This window comes from Thermococcus sp., from assembly GCF_026991495.1.
Classification (GTDB): domain Archaea; phylum Methanobacteriota_B; class Thermococci; order Thermococcales; family Thermococcaceae; genus Thermococcus.
In genome coordinates this window covers 23,327-41,542 of record NZ_JALXBJ010000071.1, presented here as the reverse complement: position 1 = coordinate 41,542, position 18,216 = coordinate 23,327, and the positions used below count along the sequence as shown (strand labels likewise).

The 18,216-nt window shown below is 56.0% G+C and carries 19 protein-coding genes; 13 read left to right on the top strand and 6 right to left on the bottom strand.

Annotated elements, in window-relative coordinates; all coding sequences use genetic code 11:
* Nucleotides 1-105 precede the first annotated feature (105 nt).
* The 3 genes from MVB78_RS08730 (at nt 106) to glyA (ending at nt 2,746) form a co-directional block, all read left to right on the top strand.
* Complete coding sequence (locus tag MVB78_RS08730) at nt 106-519, top strand: serpin family protein (RefSeq protein WP_297490381.1); 414 nt, start codon at nt 106-108, stop codon at nt 517-519.
* 29 nt (nt 520-548) lie between these two features.
* Nucleotides 549-1,295, top strand: a complete 747-nt coding sequence (locus MVB78_RS08725; RefSeq protein ID WP_297490379.1) for an RlmF-related methyltransferase — start codon at nt 549-551, stop codon at nt 1,293-1,295.
* A gap of 161 nt (nt 1,296-1,456) precedes the next feature.
* On the top strand, nt 1,457-2,746 hold the full coding sequence (glyA, locus tag MVB78_RS08720; RefSeq protein ID WP_297490377.1) for a serine hydroxymethyltransferase: 1,290 nt from the start codon (nt 1,457-1,459) through the stop codon (nt 2,744-2,746).
* Nucleotides 2,747-2,750: 4 nt separating this feature from the next.
* Here glyA and MVB78_RS08715 read toward each other — a convergent pair whose 3' ends face one another.
* From MVB78_RS08715 to MVB78_RS08705, 3 genes are read right to left on the bottom strand one after another with little or no spacing between them, the layout of a single operon-like run.
* Complete coding sequence (locus MVB78_RS08715; RefSeq protein ID WP_297490375.1) at nt 2,751-3,773, bottom strand: AIR synthase family protein; 1,023 nt, start codon at nt 3,771-3,773, stop codon at nt 2,751-2,753.
* 5 nt (nt 3,774-3,778) lie between these two features.
* Nucleotides 3,779-4,567 (bottom strand): 7-cyano-7-deazaguanine synthase, encoded by a 789-nt coding sequence (locus tag MVB78_RS08710; RefSeq protein WP_297490398.1) that lies wholly within the window; start codon nt 4,565-4,567, stop codon nt 3,779-3,781.
* 24 nt (nt 4,568-4,591) lie between these two features.
* Nucleotides 4,592-5,236, bottom strand: a complete 645-nt coding sequence (locus MVB78_RS08705; protein ID WP_297490373.1) for a hypothetical protein — start codon at nt 5,234-5,236, stop codon at nt 4,592-4,594.
* Between the two features lie 170 nt (nt 5,237-5,406).
* On the opposite strand from MVB78_RS08705, the gene MVB78_RS08700 reads away from it, so the two are divergent.
* The 4 genes from MVB78_RS08700 to MVB78_RS08685 all read left to right on the top strand — a co-directional run bounded on the left by MVB78_RS08700 (nt 5,407) and on the right by MVB78_RS08685 (nt 9,238).
* The gene (locus tag MVB78_RS08700; RefSeq protein WP_366940193.1) at nt 5,407-5,640 is read left to right on the top strand and encodes a FeoA family protein; all 234 of its coding nucleotides are present in this window, start codon (nt 5,407-5,409) and stop codon (nt 5,638-5,640) included.
* 9 nt (nt 5,641-5,649) lie between these two features.
* Entirely contained in the window at nt 5,650-7,632 is a 1,983-nt protein-coding gene (feoB, locus tag MVB78_RS08695; RefSeq protein ID WP_297490371.1) for a ferrous iron transport protein B, read from the top strand.
* A complete protein-coding gene (locus tag MVB78_RS08690; protein WP_297490370.1) occupies nt 7,629-7,916 on the top strand; it encodes a DNA-binding protein in 288 nt (95 codons plus the stop codon). Before feoB ends, MVB78_RS08690 begins: the two co-directional genes overlap by 4 nt.
* Nucleotides 7,917-7,996: 80 nt before the next feature.
* Nucleotides 7,997-9,238 carry an NDP-sugar synthase gene (locus MVB78_RS08685; protein ID WP_297490395.1) on the top strand — a complete coding sequence of 414 codons (1,242 nt, stop codon included), beginning with the start codon at nt 7,997-7,999 and terminating at the stop codon, nt 9,236-9,238.
* A 54-nt stretch (nt 9,239-9,292) separates the two neighbouring features.
* Here MVB78_RS08685 and MVB78_RS08680 read toward each other — a convergent pair whose 3' ends face one another.
* Entirely contained in the window at nt 9,293-10,099 is an 807-nt protein-coding gene (locus tag MVB78_RS08680) for a diadenylate cyclase (RefSeq protein ID WP_297490368.1), read from the bottom strand.
* Between the two features lie 120 nt (nt 10,100-10,219).
* Between MVB78_RS08680 and MVB78_RS08675 the strand changes: the two genes are divergently transcribed.
* Genes MVB78_RS08675 through MVB78_RS08655 form a run of 5 tightly spaced genes read left to right on the top strand, consistent with a single transcriptional unit; the run spans nt 10,220 to nt 13,168 of the window.
* Complete coding sequence (locus MVB78_RS08675) at nt 10,220-10,753, top strand: UbiX family flavin prenyltransferase (RefSeq protein WP_297490366.1); 534 nt, start codon at nt 10,220-10,222, stop codon at nt 10,751-10,753.
* Entirely contained in the window at nt 10,741-11,238 is a 498-nt protein-coding gene (locus MVB78_RS08670) for an Lrp/AsnC family transcriptional regulator (RefSeq protein ID WP_297490363.1), read from the top strand. The genes MVB78_RS08675 and MVB78_RS08670 overlap by 13 nt, the downstream gene beginning before the upstream one ends.
* A 3-nt stretch (nt 11,239-11,241) precedes the next feature.
* Entirely contained in the window at nt 11,242-11,751 is a 510-nt protein-coding gene (gene cyaB, locus MVB78_RS08665; protein ID WP_297490361.1) for a class IV adenylate cyclase, read from the top strand.
* A gap of 30 nt (nt 11,752-11,781) precedes the next feature.
* Nucleotides 11,782-12,207 carry a hypothetical protein gene (locus tag MVB78_RS08660; RefSeq protein ID WP_297490393.1) on the top strand — a complete coding sequence of 142 codons (426 nt, stop codon included), beginning with the start codon at nt 11,782-11,784 and terminating at the stop codon, nt 12,205-12,207.
* A 22-nt stretch (nt 12,208-12,229) separates the two neighbouring features.
* Nucleotides 12,230-13,168, top strand: coding sequence for an endo alpha-1,4 polygalactosaminidase (locus MVB78_RS08655; RefSeq protein ID WP_297490359.1), 939 nt, complete (start codon nt 12,230-12,232; stop codon nt 13,166-13,168).
* Here the strand turns inward: MVB78_RS08655 and MVB78_RS08650 are convergent.
* Entirely contained in the window at nt 13,140-14,333 is a 1,194-nt protein-coding gene (locus tag MVB78_RS08650; RefSeq protein WP_297490391.1) for a redox-regulated ATPase YchF, read from the bottom strand. The two genes, MVB78_RS08655 and MVB78_RS08650, sit on opposite strands and share 29 nt — an antisense overlap.
* 171 nt (nt 14,334-14,504) lie before the next feature.
* Between MVB78_RS08650 and MVB78_RS08645 the strand changes: the two genes are divergently transcribed.
* Nucleotides 14,505-17,531 carry a PEGA domain-containing protein gene (locus MVB78_RS08645; RefSeq protein ID WP_297490357.1) on the top strand — a complete coding sequence of 1,009 codons (3,027 nt, stop codon included), beginning with the start codon at nt 14,505-14,507 and terminating at the stop codon, nt 17,529-17,531.
* Between the two features lie 37 nt (nt 17,532-17,568).
* Here MVB78_RS08645 and MVB78_RS08640 read toward each other — a convergent pair whose 3' ends face one another.
* Complete coding sequence (locus MVB78_RS08640; protein ID WP_297490355.1) at nt 17,569-18,201, bottom strand: hypothetical protein; 633 nt, start codon at nt 18,199-18,201, stop codon at nt 17,569-17,571.
* Nucleotides 18,202-18,216: the final 15 nt, after the last annotated feature.

Here is an 18,216-nt window from a genome sequence, read left to right as displayed (position 1 = left end):
CTTTGAGTTGGGTTTGAATGAAGCCCCTCAAACCTCTCCGCCCTTAGCGAGGGGTTAGTTCGTTGGAACCCTCGCCCTTTAGGGCGGGGAGGAGGTCAGAAAGGCTTGGACTCCAAGCTTACAATTGGCTACATCCTGAGCGCGCTTAAGTCCATGAAGCCGGAGAACGTCAGCGTAAGCATTCCCAAATTCGAGTTCAGAACCGAATACCGGCTCTCCGACGTGCTGAAGGCCATGGGGATGGGTTCGGTCTTTACGGGAGAGGCGGACTTCTCGGGGATAGGCGATGGGGGCCTCTACATCTCGGAGGTCGTCCACAAGGCCTACATAAAAGTCGCGGAGAACGGAACCGAAGCGGCAGCGGCTACGGCAGCGATTGCCCTCACCTCCGCTCACGTTATCGGAGAGCTCCCCCGGTACATCGAGTTCCGCGCCGACCACCCCTTCGTCTTCGTCATAATAGACAAGGACACGAAGGAGATACTCTTCATCGGCAGGCTGGTGAACCCGAGGGAATGAGCTTTTAAGCTCTCCTCTCAACTTTTTCCATGCCGGCCTGGAAGGACGGAAGGCTTGGCCTGCCCGTGAGGGAAGCGGTTAAGCTCTTCCCCGAGCTCGAAAAGTATCTCGACGAACGTGGGAGGCTCGACCTCTCGAACAGAAGGGCGAGGATACTCTACAACAGGGCGGTAGCCAGGGCCATTTTCGGGCTCGATATCGAATACCATCCGAGGGGCCTCGTAACAACGCCTATCTCGCGCTACCTGTTCATGCGGATCTTCCTCCGCGGCGGGGAGAGGGTTCTTGAGATAGGGACCGGGCACACGGCCCTAATGGCCCTCATGGCGGCTAAGATATTCAACTGCGACGTTACTGCAACAGAACTGGATGAGGAGTTCTTTGAGCACGCGAGGAAGAACATCAAAAGGAACAACGCGCGGATCAGGCTGCTCAAGAGCGGGGGCGGGATAATAAGGGGCGTGGTTCCGGAAGGCGAGCGCTTTGACGTCATCTTCTCTGCCCCTCCCTACTACGAGGCGCCGACAAGGGGCGTTCTGACGGAGAGGGAAGCGGTCGGGGGCGGTAAATACGGTGAGGGGTTCTCGGTTAAGCTCATCGAGGAGGCACTCGACTACTTGGGGTCCGGTGGAAGGGTTGCCCTCTTACTCCCCAACAAGGAGCCGCTGATAAGGGCGGTGGTCGAGGAGGGGAAGGAGAGGCGGTACAGGATCAGGGACGTCCGCTTTAAGGCCGGGACGAGGTGGAGGCACGGTCTTGTGCTGGAGGTTCCGTGAGGGCTATGCGGTAGGACAGTTCCTCAGGTGTGCACCGGCCCCTTTCGGGCTTTGACTGGTCTCTATCCTGCCGGGAAAGGCCGTTCCTTCAGAAGGGCGGGTTTTGGGAGAAAGATAAGGTTTATATCCCCATCATTCAAACCCCCATCGAGGTGTTTTCCATGGCCGAAAGCTACCGCGAATACCGGGACAGGGTTTTGGAGTTTATTGAGGACCACGAGCACTGGAGGGCCCACACGATAAACCTCATAGCGAGCGAAAACGTGACTTCTCCGAGCGTTACAAGAGCTGTTGCAAGCGGCTTCATGCACAAGTACGCTGAAGGCTGGCCGAGGCAGCGCTACTACCAGGGCTGCAAGTACGTTGACGAGGTCGAGCTCATCGGTGTCGAGCTCTTCACAAAGCTCTTCAGGAGCGACTTCGCGGATTTGAGGCCGGTTTCAGGAACCAACGCAAACCAGGCCGCTTTCTTCGGCCTTGCCCAGGCAGGTGACAGGGCCATAGTCCTCCACACCAGTCACGGCGGTCACATAAGCCACATGCCCTTTGGAGCGGCTGGAATGCGCGGTCTTGAAGTCCACACCTGGCCCTTCGACAACGAAGCTTTCAACATAGACGTTGACAAGGCCGAGAAGATGATAAGGGAGCTTGAGCCTAAGATAGTCGTCTTCGGCGGCTCGCTCTTCCCGTTCCCCCACCCCGTCAAGGAGCTGGCTCCGGTCGCTAAGGAAGTCGGTGCCTACGTCATGTACGATGCGGCCCACGTCCTCGGTCTTATAGCCGGCAAGCAGTTCCAGGATCCGCTCCGCGAGGGAGCCGACGTTATAACAGCCTCGACCCACAAGACCTTCCCGGGGCCGCAGGGCGGTGTCATACTCTACAAGCGCTTTGGAGAGAGCGAGGAGATAGCCAGGCTCCAGTGGGCGATCTTTCCGGGAGTCGTCAGCAACCACCACCTCCACCATATGGCCGGGAAGGTCATTACAGCGGCTGAGATGCTCGAATACGGTGAGGCCTATGCTGCTCAGATAGTCAAGAACGCGAAGGCCCTCGCTGAAGCTTTAGCCGAGGAGGGCTTCAACGTCATCGGTGAGGACAAGGGCTACACTGAAAGCCACCAGGTTATAGTTGACGTCAGCGACCTCCACGAGAAGGCCGGTGGCTGGGCTGCACCGCTCCTTGAGGAGGCAGGGATAATCCTCAACAAGAACTTACTTCCATGGGATCCGCTTGAGAAAGTCAACGAGCCGAGCGGTCTCAGAATAGGCGTTCAGGAGATGACCCGCGTCGGCATGATGGAGGATGAGATGAGGGAGATAGCGCACTTCATAAGGCGCGTTCTCTTGGATAAAGAGGACCCGAAGAAGGTTAAGAGGGACGTCTACGGCTTCCGCGCCGAGTTCCAGAAGGTGTACTACTCCTTCGACCACGGGCTCCCCCTCAGGGAGTGATTCCTTAACTTTTTGCCAGGTGCTCAGGCGCTTTCCCATGGAGCATGGCGTAGGGGTCTCCCTCAAACTTGGGGAAGGGCCTATCCTCCCCCTTTTCAACAAGGATCCTTTCCCTTTTCTCGGTGAAGGTTCCTATCTCGAAGGCTAAGATCCCGTTCCTGTTCAGCTCTTCTATCAGTGGGCCAACCTTTTCGGGGGGTGTTATCGCTATCAGCGTCCCGCTCGATGAGACGCTCCATGGTTCAAGGCCGTAGAAGTCCAAGACTCTCCTAACGAGGGGATCGAGCTGAAGCCGGTGGGAGTACACCCTGAAGCCAACCCCGGAGTTGTCCGCTATCTCGTGCAAAGCGGTTAAGCCTCCTTCTGTCGCGTCGTGCATCCCCCTGACGAAGGGCCTTGCTATCAGCGCATCCGGGAGCACGGTCTCAAAGTAGAACGACCTCTTAAGCCTCATCAAGTCCCTCTTTGAGAAGGTCCCTAAGAGCTCCCCCTCCCTAAAGTACGCCGCTGAAACCGCGAACTCAAGGCCTACCTTCGCCGTAACCACTATCCTGTCGCCCGGTCTGGCGAGGGGAAGTTTTAGATCGCTTTTTTTGACGAGTCCAAGAGCTGTCGTCGTCGCCGTTGGTTCCGACGCACCCGGGTAAACTCCGGTGTGTCCACCAACTACGCTCCCCCCGAACCTTCTGCACTCCTCGTTGAGATCCTCCATTACCTCCCTGAGGAAGGCCTCTTCGGTTCCCTCCGGGAACAGCAGGTTGATGACGAGCCACCTTGCTTCGACGCCGAAAACCGCGAGGTCGCTTGCGGCAAAATGATAGGTGAAGAAGCCGAAGGCCTCTCGCGGAACACCCACAACGGGGTCTGTGGCTATCACGAGGTAGCTCTCATCGTCATACTCTAAGACGGCCGCGTCAAAGCCGCTCCTCGGCCCGTAGACGATCCTCTCATCCTCCACCCCTAAGTTCGGGAGGATCACCCTCCTCAGGGTCTCATCCCTAACCTTTCCAACGGGAAGCTTACTCATCCCGCTCACCTCCGATCGAATGCCGAGAGGGTTCGCTTTATCTCCTCCAGGGTGTCAGGATCACAGTCCCAGCACATTACCTCAAAGCTCGGGACCCTAACGCTCACGCGAACCTTTCTCCTCCTGGCGATCTTGCTCACCCCGTAGTTCACCCTGTAGGCCAAATCCATGAGTTCGGGAGTTACTACCTCCTCCCGGTCTATATACTGGAGCGGACAGCCCTCGCGCCACTGCCTCCTCCGCGCGTGTTCGTACATCCTGTAAGGTCTTATTCTGGCTTCCTCCGCGAGGGCCTCGACTTCCGTCGCGGTGTACCTTATGAGGGGCCTGAGGGTTGGTATTCCTATTCTTGGAATCTCACAGAGCCTTATATCCCCTTCGCACTGGTCGAGTAAAGCCCCGATTATTTTGTCGTTCGCGTTGTCTCCCTTCGCTAATATGTCGAAGCCGTTGTTTGCCGCGAACCACCTGGCGTTCCAGAGCATCACCTTCTTGCAGTTTATGCAGACCGGCCCCTTTCTCCCGACCGCTTCCCTGAGGAGGCCGTCGGTAATGTCAACGAGGAAGTGCTCGACGCCGAGCTTTTTGGTGAACTTCATTGTCCACCTTAGGGGCTCCTTCCAGCTCCAGCGGTGGAAGAAGGTTAAAGCGGAGACGTCTAAGCCCGCTTCCTTGAGGAGGTACAGGGCGAGTGAGCTGTCCTTTCCGCCGGAGAACAGGAGGAGTACCCTTTCCGCGGTTAAGCCGGTTTTTACGGCGAAGTTCTTCAGTCCTTCAACGGCGTCCCCCAACATCATAACGGGAATGGGAGAGGGGGGTTAAAAATCACCCCCTTCAAGCTGATGGTAGGCTATCGTTACCGAGAGCGCTGCGTATGGATCGATGATTATCGTTGCTATCGCTCCACCGATGTAGGGGATGAGGCTCAGGACGAAGTCCACCAGGGCCATCAAGACAACCAGCACGAGCAGGTAGAGGAAGACGTCGTTCAGGTTTTCCCTGATGAGGTTGATGCTCTCCCCTATCGCGGCGACTGCGTCGAGGTTTTTAACGACCATTATCGGTAGCGTGAAGGCCACGAACATGAGCCACAGCAGTCCGGGTATTATGAACAGCAGTAGGCCTACGAAGGTTCCAACCGCTATTATGACCGCGGCAACGGTGAAGTCGGCCCATCTCTCGCTTATCACCTGGAGCCCAACGTTGTAGTCAGGTCTGCCTCCCCTGAGTTGCTCCTCGGCCATACGTACGAGTCCGCCCATTACCCAGATCCCGACGAGGAATGCGAGGAAGCTGAGCAGACCGTAGGCCGAGAAAAAGAGCCCAAGCATGCCCCCGGGTCTCCTGACAGAACCGGTGAGAAGGTCTATGGCAGCGGGGATAAGGGGCAGGACAAAGAAGCTGTAGTTGTCCTCGAGTATCCCCACTGGTTTCTTCAAGGCCTCGTCTATGTCTATTGCCATGATATCACCCCGCAATGAGGTACCTAACGCTTTTTTCCCTATAACCCTTTCCCCGGTTCGAAGTTCTGAGCTTGAATCTCCTTAATTCGAACCGCTGAGTTTTGTTAGGCCTACCAAAGATTTATTAAGCGTCCGGGGGAGATACAGGTGATTAGGAGAGCCTAACGGTGATGAACATGATTGTTCCATTGAGCGAGCTCAGGCCAGGGGAGAGCGGCGTTGTGATCAACTTCCAGGGTGGGCCGAACTTCAGGAGCAAGCTCTACCCGATGGGGCTCGCACCGGGGGTTATAATAAGGGTTCTCGACAGGTTTCAGTTCGGTCCGGTTATAATCGAAGCCGGGGGGACGAGGCTGGCGGTGGGCAAGAACATGGCGGATAAGATACTGGTGAGGAAGCTCTGAGGTGGTAGAATGGCAATGAAGGTCGTGGCCCTCGCAGGGAACCCCAACGTTGGCAAAACCACGATTTTCAACGCCCTCACAGGGATGAAGCAGCACGTTGGCAACTGGCCCGGTGTGACAGTTGAGAAGAAGGAGGGGGTTTTTGAATACAATGGCGAGCGCTTTCTCGTCGTTGACCTTCCAGGAACGTACTCGCTGACCGCGCACTCCATCGATGAACTCGTCGCGAGGAACTTCCTCCTCAACGGAAACCCGGATGTCGTTGTCAATGTAGTTGATGCGACCTCGATACTGAGGAACCTCTACCTGACGCTTGAGATATTCGAGATGGGCCTGAAGAACGTTGTCATAGCCCTCAACAAGATCGACCTGGCCGAGAAGAAGGGCATAAAAATCGATGCTAAAAAGATGTCGAAGGTTCTCGGGGTTCCGGTTGTTCCCTTGGACGCAAAGGACGGCATCGGCATGAAAGATCTCAAGGACGTCATCGTAGCCGTTGCCCACGGGGAAGTTGAGGAAACACCGATAATCCCAACCTACGAACCGGCCGTTGAAAGGGAGATAGAGCACATTTCCAAGTGCCTCGAAGGAACCAAACTGGTCTCGAAGTACCCCGTGAGGTGGCTGGCCCTGAAGCTCCTCCAGCGCGATGAGGAGGTTATGAAGCTCGTTGAGAGGCACCTCGGTCAGGAGGGGCTCGATAGGGTAATGACCCATATAAATGAAGTTGAGGAGCGCTACGGTAAGGCGATGGATCTCGTGATAGCGGGGCAGAAATACGAGTTCATAGACGGCCTTACGCATGAGTTCATGAGCTACGGCCGAGCCGGGGGTGAGCCCTTCACCGACCAGCTCGACAGGCTCCTCGTGCACCCGGTTTACGGTTTCATAGTGATGGCGATCGTGTTCTACTTCGTTTTCAAGTTCATATTCGTTTTCGGCCTTCCCATTCAGAACTGGCTCGCCGAGGCCTTCACGGACTTCGGGAACTGGCTGGCCCCTCACATAGCGAACGAGGCACTCAGGGGTCTGCTCGTTGATGGAATCATCGGTGGCGTTGGAATGGTTCTGAGCTTCTTTCCCCTCGTATTCCTCCTCTTCCTCGCGCTCTCCTTCCTTGAGGATTTGGGATACATGGCGAGGATAGCCGTTCTCATGGAGGGCATCCTGAGGAAGTTCGGCCTGCCCGGAAAGGCAGTTATCCCGCTCATTCTCGGGCTCGGATGCAACGTCCCGGCCGTGATGGCCACGAGAACGATAGAGGATGAAAAAGACCGCCTCGTTACGATGTTCGTAAACCCATTCGTTCCCTGCTCCGCTCGGTTGAGCGTCATAAGCTTCCTCGCGGGCCTTTTCTTCCCCAAGGAGAGCGCCCTCGTTGCTGCGAGCATCTACGCGCTGGCCTTCACTGTTGCCATTCTCTCGGCCTGGCTCGTCAGCCATTTCGTTAAGGGCGAGAGCGGCCTCTTCGTTATAGAGCTTCCTGAGTACCTCGTTCCGAGCGGGAAGGCCCTTTTACTCCACTCTTGGGAGAGGAGCAAGGAGTTCGTGAGGAAAGCCGGCACTGTGATACTGGTGGGGGCCCTGCTGATATGGTACCTCAGCAACTACCCCGTCCCCATAGGAACTGGGGGGAGCTATGCGGAAAAGCTGGGCCACCTCTTCGGCCCCTACATGGGGCTCATGGGGCTCGACTGGAAGGCGGCGGTAAGCTTGCTCTTCGGGATAATAGCGAAGGAGAACGTGATATCCACCTACGGCGTCCTTTACGGAACGGCAGCCGCTATAAGAAGCGCGATGACTCCCCTTCAAGCTTATGTCCTCATGGCCGTTACGACCCTCTACATACCGTGCATAGCGACCATCGGAGCGATAAGGGCCGAGAGCAACTGGAAGTGGGCGGCACTGGCAACGGCCTACATGATAACAGTGGCCTCCATAGTTGGCATCCTGATATGGCACGTCGGCCTTTTACTGGGGTGGGGGGCGTGAACACCCTGGAGAGGATTTTAGAGCTCATTCAGGAGGGCAGGAGAACACCGGAGGAAATAGCAGGGGAGCTCGGGCTTAGAAAGGACGAGGTAGAGGCCGCGATAGAGATGCTGAAGGCTCTCGGCTACATCGAGGAGGTTCACAAGGGCTCCCCAGCCTGCGAGACCTGTCCCCTGAGAAAGGTCTGCGGCGGGAAGTGCTTCATGCCTGTGGGCGGCGGGCGGATAAAGGTGATGAAGGTGAAGGTTAAGGGGGGAAACCGGAGCGGCTCTCACCGGCGATGAAAACCTCTCACCCTAAGTTATATATTTTATGGGCGTAAAATATATAAGCATCTCCCGTGTAGCAACTACCGGTGAGTACCATGAAGGCAGTTATACTTGCCGGCGGGTTCGGCACGAGGTTAAGGCCCCTCTCATCGACGAGGCCAAAGCCAATGATACCGGTTCTCGGGAAGCCCAACCTCCAGTACATACTCGACGCCCTGGAGAAGATCAAGGAAGTTGACGAGGTAATCCTCTCGGTTCACTACATGAAGGGAGAGATAAGGGAGTTCATAGAGGAGGAGATGCCTAACTATCCGAAGGACATCCGCTTTGTGAACGACCCCATGCCCCTTGAGACCGGCGGTGCACTGAAGAACGTTGAGGACTACGTCAGCGACGACTTCCTCGTCATCTACGGAGACGTGTTTACCAACTTCGACTACGGGGAGCTGATAAAGGCTCACGAGCAGAACGACGGCCTCATAACGGTTGCCGTGACTAAAGTCTACGACCCTGAGCGTTTCGGTGTCGTCGAGACAGACGAGAATGGAAGGGTTCTCCACTTCGAGGAGAAGCCCCACAGACCGAAGACAAACCTCGTGGACGCCGGAATATACGTCGTGAACAAGAAGATCCTTGGGGAGATTCCGGCTGGAAAGGAGGTCTACTTCGAGCGCGAGGTTCTCCCGAAGTTCGTCGCGAGGGGTGAGGTGTACGCCTATAAAATGCCGCGCAGCTACTACTGGGTTGACCTCGGAACGCCGGAGGACTTCTTCTACGCTCACCAGATAGCCCTTGATGAGATGGCAAAGGAGAACGGCTACTTCAGCATCAAAGAGACGGCGGAGGTTCCGGATGACGTGGAGATCCAGGGGCCGGCCTACATTGATGACGGGGTTAAGGTCGGCCACGGCGTCAAGATAAAGGCCTACACCTACATAGGCCCCAACAGCGTGATCGAGGACAGGGCCTACCTCAGGCGCTCGATACTGCTCGGAAACGACATAATCAAGGAGCGCGCCGAGCTCAAGGATACGATACTCGGCGAGGGCGTGGTCATAGGGAAGAACGTGATAGTGAAGGAAAACGCCGTCGTTGGCGACTACGCCAAGATAAGGGACGACCTCGTCATCTACGGCGCCAAGGTGCTGCCCTGGAAGAAGGTCGAGGAGTACGAGGCCTACATAAAGATAAAGCTCGACCCGACCAAGGTCAGGCCCGGCCAGTACCCCGACCACTGCCCGCTCGGCCTGCCGGAGTGCATCTACAAGAAGTTCAAAGCAATAGCCGGAGAAAAGCCGCCGTGCGACGAGTGCATTGAGAACCAGTGGCTGTTCTGAGTTTTTTGTATCCTCTTATCTTAATATTCCCAGCCCAACTCGAGGGGACTCCTTTTAGTACTTCATCCTCGGGTTGTACTCGAGGAGCATGATCCCGTTTTTAAATATCCTGATGGTTCCGCTCTCGGACAGGCTTATTGCGATCGCCTTTGTGAGCTTTGTTATCCCGGCGGCCGCTATGTGCCTGCTCCCCAGCCCCTTCGGCAGGCTGAGGTCGAGCTTCCTGGGGTCAACCTCTATGTAAACGCCCGCGGCCACTATCCTGCCCCTTGAGCTGACCACGAAGGCGCCGTCGATCTGGGCGAACTCCTTTATTATCTCCTTGCTGTCCCTGTTGAGGACGCTTATCCTGTGCCCCTTGAAGGGGTTTGGGAGCATGGGGTGGGAGTGCCTGAGGACGTTTTTGACGTCCCCGATTACGAAGAGGGTGCCGACTGGGTAGCCCTCTCTGCCTTCAACGCTCAGCTCTATGGCCACCTCGAGCAGTCTTTGAACAACCGACTGGTGGTGAGAGAAAAAGCCGTTTGCGGCGAATATGTTCTTGCTAACGCTCTTAATTCCAACGGAATCCTCTGAAACATACACAAACGGCTCGCCCTCGCGAAGAAGGCCCTGCTCAAGGAGGAAGGCCGAGATCAGGTTTAGCGAGCTCTCGAGGTCGAGGTTGGTCGGTATGGAGACCTGTATCAAGTCCCTCCTCCTGACCTCAAAGGAGGGGCCTACTAGGAGCACCCTGAAATCACCTTTGGGGAGCAGAGTGGAGAGAACCTCTTCCGGCGGGCTTTTGAGCAGGACGAGAACCTTAGCCCCGGTCCCCTTGAGGAGGGTGAGCGCGGCCTCTATTAACACACTTATTGACATTTTTCCAACCCTAACAGGATATATCAAAGGTCTATTAAAGATTTTGCCACCGGTTGAACCATCTGTGAAATTAGGTAAGCTTAAAAACCCGAAGGTGAGTATAAGCCACAGGGATACGGGATGAGGGTAGTCGTGGCGATCACTGGGGCAAGCGGTGTGGTGTACGGCATCAGGATAGCCGAGAGGCTTGAGGAGCTCAACAGCGAGGTCATCCTGCTCGCCACTAAAACCGCGAGGTCCATCGCCCTCCATGAGCTCGGCACCGACATAAACCCGGACTACGATGAGGGAAACCTCTTCGCCCCGATAGCCTCGGGTTCATACCCCTTCGATGCGATGGTAGTGGCACCGTGCTCTATGAAGACCCTCTCGGCCATAGCAAACGGCTACGCCGACAACCTGATAACCAGGGCCGCCGACGTCGCCCTCAAAGAGGGAAGGAAGCTCGTCCTGCTCATCAGGGAAACCCCGCTGAGCGTTGTTCACATAGAGAACATGCTCAAAGCCGCCAGGGCCGGTGCCGTTGTGATGCCCGCTTCCCCAGGCTTTTACACAAAACCCAAAACATTGGAGGATATGATAAACTTTATAGCGGGTAGGGTTATAGACCAGTTGGGGGTCAAGGGTAATGAGTACAGGCGATGGGGGGAGTAAGCGTGCCGCAGCTTGACGACCTCGATAGGGAGATATTAAGGCTGCTCAAGAAGGATGCAAGGCTTACAATATCGGAGATAGCCGAAAGGCTGAACAGACCGGAGTCAACCATACACTTCAGGATAAAGAAGCTCATGGAGCGGGGGATCATAGACCACTACACGATCCTCCTCGGGGAGGAGTTAAAACCGAAGAAGACCGCCCTCGTGGTCATCCAGGCCGAGACTCCAATAATAGAGGACTTCCTTGAGAGGTACGTCAACCACATAACGAGAACCCTCTCGATGCTGCCCAACGTACTCTTCGTCTCGAAGAGCGGAAGGGACACCGTCCTCGTCCTGATAGGGGAGGAAAACGAGGAGAAGCTTGAGGACTTTATAAACAACAACATAAAGACCCTCCCCACACTCAAGAGCGTCTACGTCTACCCTCTCGATGACATACGGAAGGGGGAGGATGTAATAGGCTTCCTCGCAGAGGTGTAGCCCTTGGAGGTCGAGGTCAAGTTCAGGGTGGACTTTGAAGCTATCAGGGAAAAGATAGAGGAACTCGGCGCCGATCTTTCCCATGAGGAGCTCCAGGAGGACGTCTACTTCTCTCTGCCATACCCGCGTCTGCTCCGCGTCAGGAACGTGCCGAATCTCGGGAGGGCGTTTTTGACTTATAAGGAGGTAAAGGATCCCGGGAGGAACGAGGAGTTCGACGAGCTCGAAGTCGAGGTTTCGAGTTTCGGAACAACGGTGGAGATCCTCAGGCGCCTTGGGTTCAACGAGGACGTCGTCGTCAGAAAGCGCCGCCTCGTCTATAAACTTGGGGATGTGACCTTTGAACTGAACGACGTTGAGGGACTTGGAGGCTTCCTCGACATAGAGGTCATCTCCGATGACGTCCCCGAAGCGAAGGGGAGGATCTGGGAGGTTGCCAAAGCGCTCGGCCTGAGTGAGGAGGACGTGGAACCGAGGCTTTATCAGGAGCTCATGAAGGAAAAGCATTTGTAGGTCTGCGTCTAATTTTAAACGGTGAACCCTATGGGGAGGGGTCAGTCCGCTGTAGAGTATCTACTGATAATCGCGGTGGCTCTCGTTCTCCTCGGCATCACAATTCACTACCTCCGGGGGACGGCGGAAAACGTCCCTCAGAACCTTAAGGTGAACGTTGACCCATACATAAGCCCGAACACGACAGTAAACACAGGGGATGTTAAGATAGAGGCCTGGGTTGAAAAAGTCTCCAGCGATGAATACAAGGTCTGGTACAGGATATGGGCCCTGAGGAGTCCAATAAGAAAGGCCCAGCTCGCACTCGTCTGCATGAACAAACCTGCGAACGTCGCTGGCTATCAGGTGATAACGCATACCGGTCCTTTGGAACCCGTGAACTACTGGTCAAACTACTGGACACCCGTTAAGGAGGATTACTTCCCCTGCTATCTCGATGTCTACATCTGGAAATGAAGGGGAATGGCGGTGCCCTTAAATGTCCCGGTGGGTTGAGCTGTCCTTCCTCCTCCTGTTGCTCCTGTTTTCAGCAGTTCCGGTCTCCTCATCATCTTTTGCAGTTTACTACGGTCAGCTCGGGAATGAGACCCTCGGGGAGCTTGGGCGTTTCAACCTCCTAATACTCTCTCCCACCGTCGAGCCCAGCTACGTCTCCCGGCTGTCCAGGGAACACACGGTCGTTGGCTACCTGAGCCTTGCAACCGTCGGCGGTTGGGAACCCTGGGCCGGGGACGTGCCCGAGAGCATAATCATCGGCAAAAATCCCCGCTGGGGTGAAAGGGTTGTTGACTTCTCGTCGTCCATATGGCGGGAGGTTGTTCTCAACAGGGCTATCCCGTACATTCTCTCCAGGGGCTTCAACGGGGTCTTTCTCGATAACCTGGATTACGTAGACGTATATCCCAAAAAGAGGAACGCCATGATCGAGCTTATACGTGAGATAAAGGAGCGCTACCCTGGGATAGTGATAGTCGCCAACCGGGGCTTCTCAATAAAAGAGGAGATAGCGCCCTACGTGGACTACTTTCTCTTTGAGGACTTCGTCACCTACTACAACTTCTCAGCCCGGAGGTACGAGATCTTTAAGGGGGCCGAGCTTGAGTGGGAGCTTAAGCAGCTGGAAGAACTTCAAAAGCTCAACGTCTCAGTGCTCGCCCTCGGTTATGCAAACCTCAGTAATGAAAGACAGGTTGAGAAGTTTGGGCGAATTGTCTGCTCCTACGCTAAAAAATACCATGTGTCCGGAGTTTATTTGGCCGGAATAAGCCTGCAGAAAGTTGGGGTCGAGCCCTGTCAAAACTCCCGGCTGAAAGGGGGAGGGAAGAGCAGCAACTCCGGTGGGAAAGTAGGAAAGGTATGCGGGCCGGGCTCCATCCTCCTTCTCACGCTCATTTTGCTGTGGCGACGATTTTTATGATGTCGTTGAACTCAAGCTGGTAGTCCTCCCCGACGCGCCTGTGCGTCCTCGCGTTGACAGCGTATAGAAACGTCCTTCCGAGATCCGTGTGAACCTTGTACGCCAAGTTCCGGGGCGTTGAGCCCTGCGGGAGGAGGTAGACGTGCGGCAGAACGTTGCCGAACTGGTCGGTTAGCTTGTGCTCGTCCTGGACTGGGTAGACGGGTATGAGCTTGAGCAGTTCGAAGACCGCCCTGTCTATCACCTCCTGCACGCCGGTCGAGCCGAACCTCTTTAGGACCTTCTCCCTTATGAGCTCCAGGGCCTTCTCCTGCTTTGGGGTCAGGGGCTTTAGAATCTTGAAGTCACCCGAGCCGGGGACGTAGTCTATGAAGCCGGCCCTGGCGGCCTTCCTCAGGGTGAGCTCTGCAACGGCGGACGTCGGGACGACTATGTACCCCCTGCCCTTCCCCTTTCTGATGAGGCGCTTCAGCTGGGCGTCGGCGGCTGCGTCGGCCTTGTTTGCGGCTATGATTATTGGCTTGTTGATCCTCCTAAGTTCGCGGACGAAGGCGAACAGGTCGTCGTCAGTCCACTTCGTCGGGTCCCCTGGAAGGCCGAGTCCGTGGACTGCCTCCCAGACGTCCTCCTCCGTCACGCCTATTCCAGAAAGGTGGTCCGCTATGGCGGCTTCGAGCTTCATTCCCTGGAGTTTTATCCTCTTCGCGAACTTCTCCCAGCCCTTCTTGAGTATTCCAAGTATCCAGTAGTCTATCTCCCTCTCAAGGAACTCGATGTCTTCAAGTGGATCGTGGTGCTCCGTCGGCTGTCCCTCCGCGTCCGTCCTCCCGGTGGCGTCAACGACGTGGATTAGAGCTGAGGCCATCCTGAGGTCGTCGAGGAACTTGTTCCCAAGACCGCGCCCCTCGTGTGCCCCCGGGACGAGACCGGCGACGTCTATCATCTTCACAGGGATGAGGGCTTTTCCGTCCCTGTACTCGTAGTTCTGGGGGTTTGGAGTGCAGCCGAGCTCTCGGCAGGGGTGTTCCGCTATCGCGTACGTGACGCCGACGTTTGCCTCTATCGTGGTGAACGGGTAGTTCGCTATATCAACGTCCACCAACGTCGCCGCCGAGAAGAAGGTTGACTTGCCGACGTTTGGCTTTCCAACGACACCTATCTCCATTGACTCCACCGGGGTAAGTTCGGGGGAGGGTTTTAAGAGGTTTTGGAAAGGAGTAGGTTTATTAAGTCCGCCCTCCTATAAATAGCCGGCCTTTAAGGGGCCGGAGGCAATAGAGTTAAAAGCATGAACGCACTTAGGAGTAATGAACCCCACGTTGGGAGGTGAAGGGTTGTGAAATCCAAAGAACTTAAGGGTGCATGGCAGGAAGGACTTAAGGCACTTCCACTGATAATTCTGATGCTCGGAAGCCTGCTCTGGTTCAGCGTCCCCGTTACCGCTTTGAACCAGAAACCCAGCAATGCCTTCTGGGCTGCTACGTACACCACCGAGGGTGGGTTGATAGGCAGTATGGCCTACGGCGGCTCCCCCGTTTTCACCGGCTGGCTCAACGGTGCCGGTGTTAAGCACTCCGATGCATGGGTGGTCAAGCTCAGCGATGACGGGAGCATAATCTGGCAGAAGGCGGTCAACGAGACCTCCGGAGGAAGCTACGGGCTGAACTCCATAGAGAGCGCTGGAAACGGCTATATAGCCGCGGGCTGGGTCAACGGTGCCGGCTTGAAGGGGTACGACGCATGGGTTGTGAAGTTCGACGGCAGCGGAAACGTTGTCTGGCAGAAGGCCATAGGAGGAGAAGGAGACCAGAGGGCGGAGGCCATAGCCTCTGATCTCATAGCCGGAACTGAGAACGGGAAGCCCTTTGCGATCAACTTCAACCCCGACAACGGGAGCATCAACTGGCAGGAGATCCTCAGGGGGGACGGCAAGTACGAGGTGACCTACGCCCTGAAGGACTACAAGTACTACTACCTCGTCGGATGGGCAAACGGTGCCGGCATCTCCGGAAAGGACGGCTGGGTGGCCAAACTCAGCCCGACTGGCAAGGTCTACTGGCAGAAGGCCGTAGGTGGGGAAGGAGACCAAGTGGCCACTGCGATAACCCACGTGAACAGGGGCAGCTTCCTCGCGGTCAAGGCCGGCAACGGAACCTACATAGTAAAGTTTGACTACTACGGACACTTCAAGTGGGCCAAGTTCTACCCCGAGGTTGCCATAAACGCCCTCGCCACGGTCGGCGATGAGGTCATAGCCGCCGGAAGCTACGAGGGGGACGCCCTCGTAATGAAGCTCGACCAGGACGGGGCTGTGATAAAGGCGGTGACCTACGGTACCGGAGTCCCATCGTACTTCACCTCGGTAAAGGTGGCTGATGGCACGGTTTACCTCGGCGGCCGGATGGGCTCGCAGGCCTTTGCCATGGCCGTACCGTTAGGTAGCCTCAGGATACCGGTCTGCAAGATAGCCAAAGAGATCAGCGTAACCGCTGAGGACGCCAACGTTTCAATAACCTCCACGAGTCTCTCGCCGGAGAACCCAAGCTACACCGAGATGGACACCAACGCCACCTTTGTTGACACCAAGGCAAGCCCCTCCTACATAAAGCTAATGAAGGAGCTCTTCAGCGTTTCGGATGCGGTTGGAGACGACCACGGGCCCGGGAACTACACCTATCCAACCAACCCCGTGTTCAACCAGACAGGTCTCTTTGACATAACTGGAATGACGGTTTACGAGACACCGCACAGCTACATAGTGTCCGTTCACTTCAAGAACCTCGGCGGCAACCCGTGGAACGGGCCGAACGGCTTCAGCCTGCAGATACTTGAGCTGTACTTCGACTACAAGCCGGGAGGGAACACGTCAGCCATCAAGCTCGCGGACAACGGGCCCGGAGCGAACGTCAACCTCAACAGGCCCTGGGACGTTGCCGTTAGGGTGACAGGGTGGACGAACAAGCTCGTCTTCCCGAACATGAGCACCGTCAACATAATGGCCAAGGCAGACCTCTCCACGAACACTATAAGCGTGGTGATCCCGAAGAAGTACCTCAAGATAACCCCTGACACTTTCTACGCTGTTTTAGCCGGCTCTCAGGATGGCTTCGGCATTGACGAGTGGCGCGACGTCCAGGTCAAAGCTGCTGAGTGGAGGCTTGGTGGCGGAGACCCGGACGCGATCATAGCCGGTGTTGCCCCGCGCGTTATGGATCTCCTCGTTCCGAGCTGGTTCAAGCCGACCCAGGAGGAGCAGCTCAAGAGCTACGACGTTAACAACGGCAAGAGGGCCACCGTCGACATGATACCCGTTGGAGACTACGGTCTGCTGACGGTTGAGAGCACGCCCGCCGGGGCCCAGGTTTACATCGACGGGAAGCTTGTGGGGACGACACCCCTCAAGTACTACCTCGTAAAGGCCGGCATTCATGTGGTGATGGTGAAGAAGAACAATTACATAACCGCAGCCTACTCACTTCAGGTCAAGACCCATGAGCTCAAGACCCTCAACGTTACCCTTACTCCCGAGACCGGGAAGCTGACGGTTAAGAGCAATCCGAGCGGTGCGGAGGTTTACATTGACGGGAAGAAAGTCGGTACAACGCCGCTCGAAAACTACACCCTCAGGGTTGGCATCCACGAGGTCGTTATAAAGAAGGACGGCTACTTTGAGAAGGTCTACGCCGTTCAGATAGGGAACAATGAGGTTAAGGAGATAAGCGCGAACCTCACTCCGAAGCTCGGCTACCTCTCAGTCAACAGCAATCCGAGCGGTGCGGAGGTTTACATTGACGGGAAGAAAGTCGGTACAACGCCGCTCGAAAACTACACCATTCAGGTGGGCACTCATAAGGTTATCATTAAGAAGTCAGGGTACGTTGAGAAGATCTACAATGTTTCAATAGAGTACAACAAGCTCAAGACCCTCAACGTTACCCTTACTCCCGAGACCGGGAAGCTGACGGTTAAGAGCAACCCGAGCGGTGCGGAAGTGTACATCGACGGAAAGAAGGTCGGAACTACTCCCCTCGAAAACTACACAGTAACCGTGGGAACGCACACGCTCAAGCTTGAGATGAACGGCTACAAGGAGAAGACCCTCACAGTGATTATCACTGCCAACAGGCTCACCATGGTCCGCGCCGAGCTTGAGAAGGTTCAGAGCAGCACCTCCAGCAGTTCAAGCAGCAGTTCATCGAGTTCAAGTTCCAGCAGCAGCTCAAGCTCTTCGAGCTCTTCCTCAAGCTCCAGCTCAAGTTCGAGCAGTCCAAGCTCAACCAGCACGGGCGGAACCAAAGTCTGCGGGCCGGCCGCGATAATAGCCCTCGCAGCACTCCCGCTCCTCCTCAGGAGGAGGAAGTGAGCTTTCCTTCTTTTCTTTCAGTTCTTTTCTAAAAGCCCTAAAGAAGGGGTTTTATCAGGCCGTCAACCTGTATCGAGTGGTCTCCGATTCTGCCGAGGTATTCTGAGGGGGCCTTCAGGATCGAGAGGTTCAGCCGGTAGTGACCCCTGTAGGAGCTCGTTCTCGCAACGAGGAGGTAGTCGAAGATCTCCGGTACGTAGAAGTGGGATCTGAACTCGCCTGGCAGGTCGAGCTCGTTGAGGGAGAGGGAGAAGTGGGAGAGCACGAGGGTGAGGCCCCTGCCATCGGCGAGGTCAACCAGCTCAAGGATCCCCTTTGGACTCAGATCCGGGAGAAGGGAAAAGCCCGAGATGAAAACCGCTGATCCCTCCTCTATTGACGAGACTGCATCGGCGATCTCCGAGAGTGAGTAGGCCCTTCCGAAGTAGAACTCACTGAGGTTCTTCCCGAGCTTCTCCATGGCCCCGGGGGAGTAGCTCCCGCCAACGCTCACGTGGTAGACGGGGAGCTTTTCAAGGAGGGCCAGTTGGAGGTAGGACGTCACGAGGGTCGATGAGTGGACGTCACCGTAGAGAACGGCCGATGAGCTGCCGAGCTTCACCTCAACTGGGAATCCCTGGAAGGGTAGGATGGACTGGGGGGCCTCGGGTTTCTCGAATATCAGCGGCATCAATGGGACTACGGC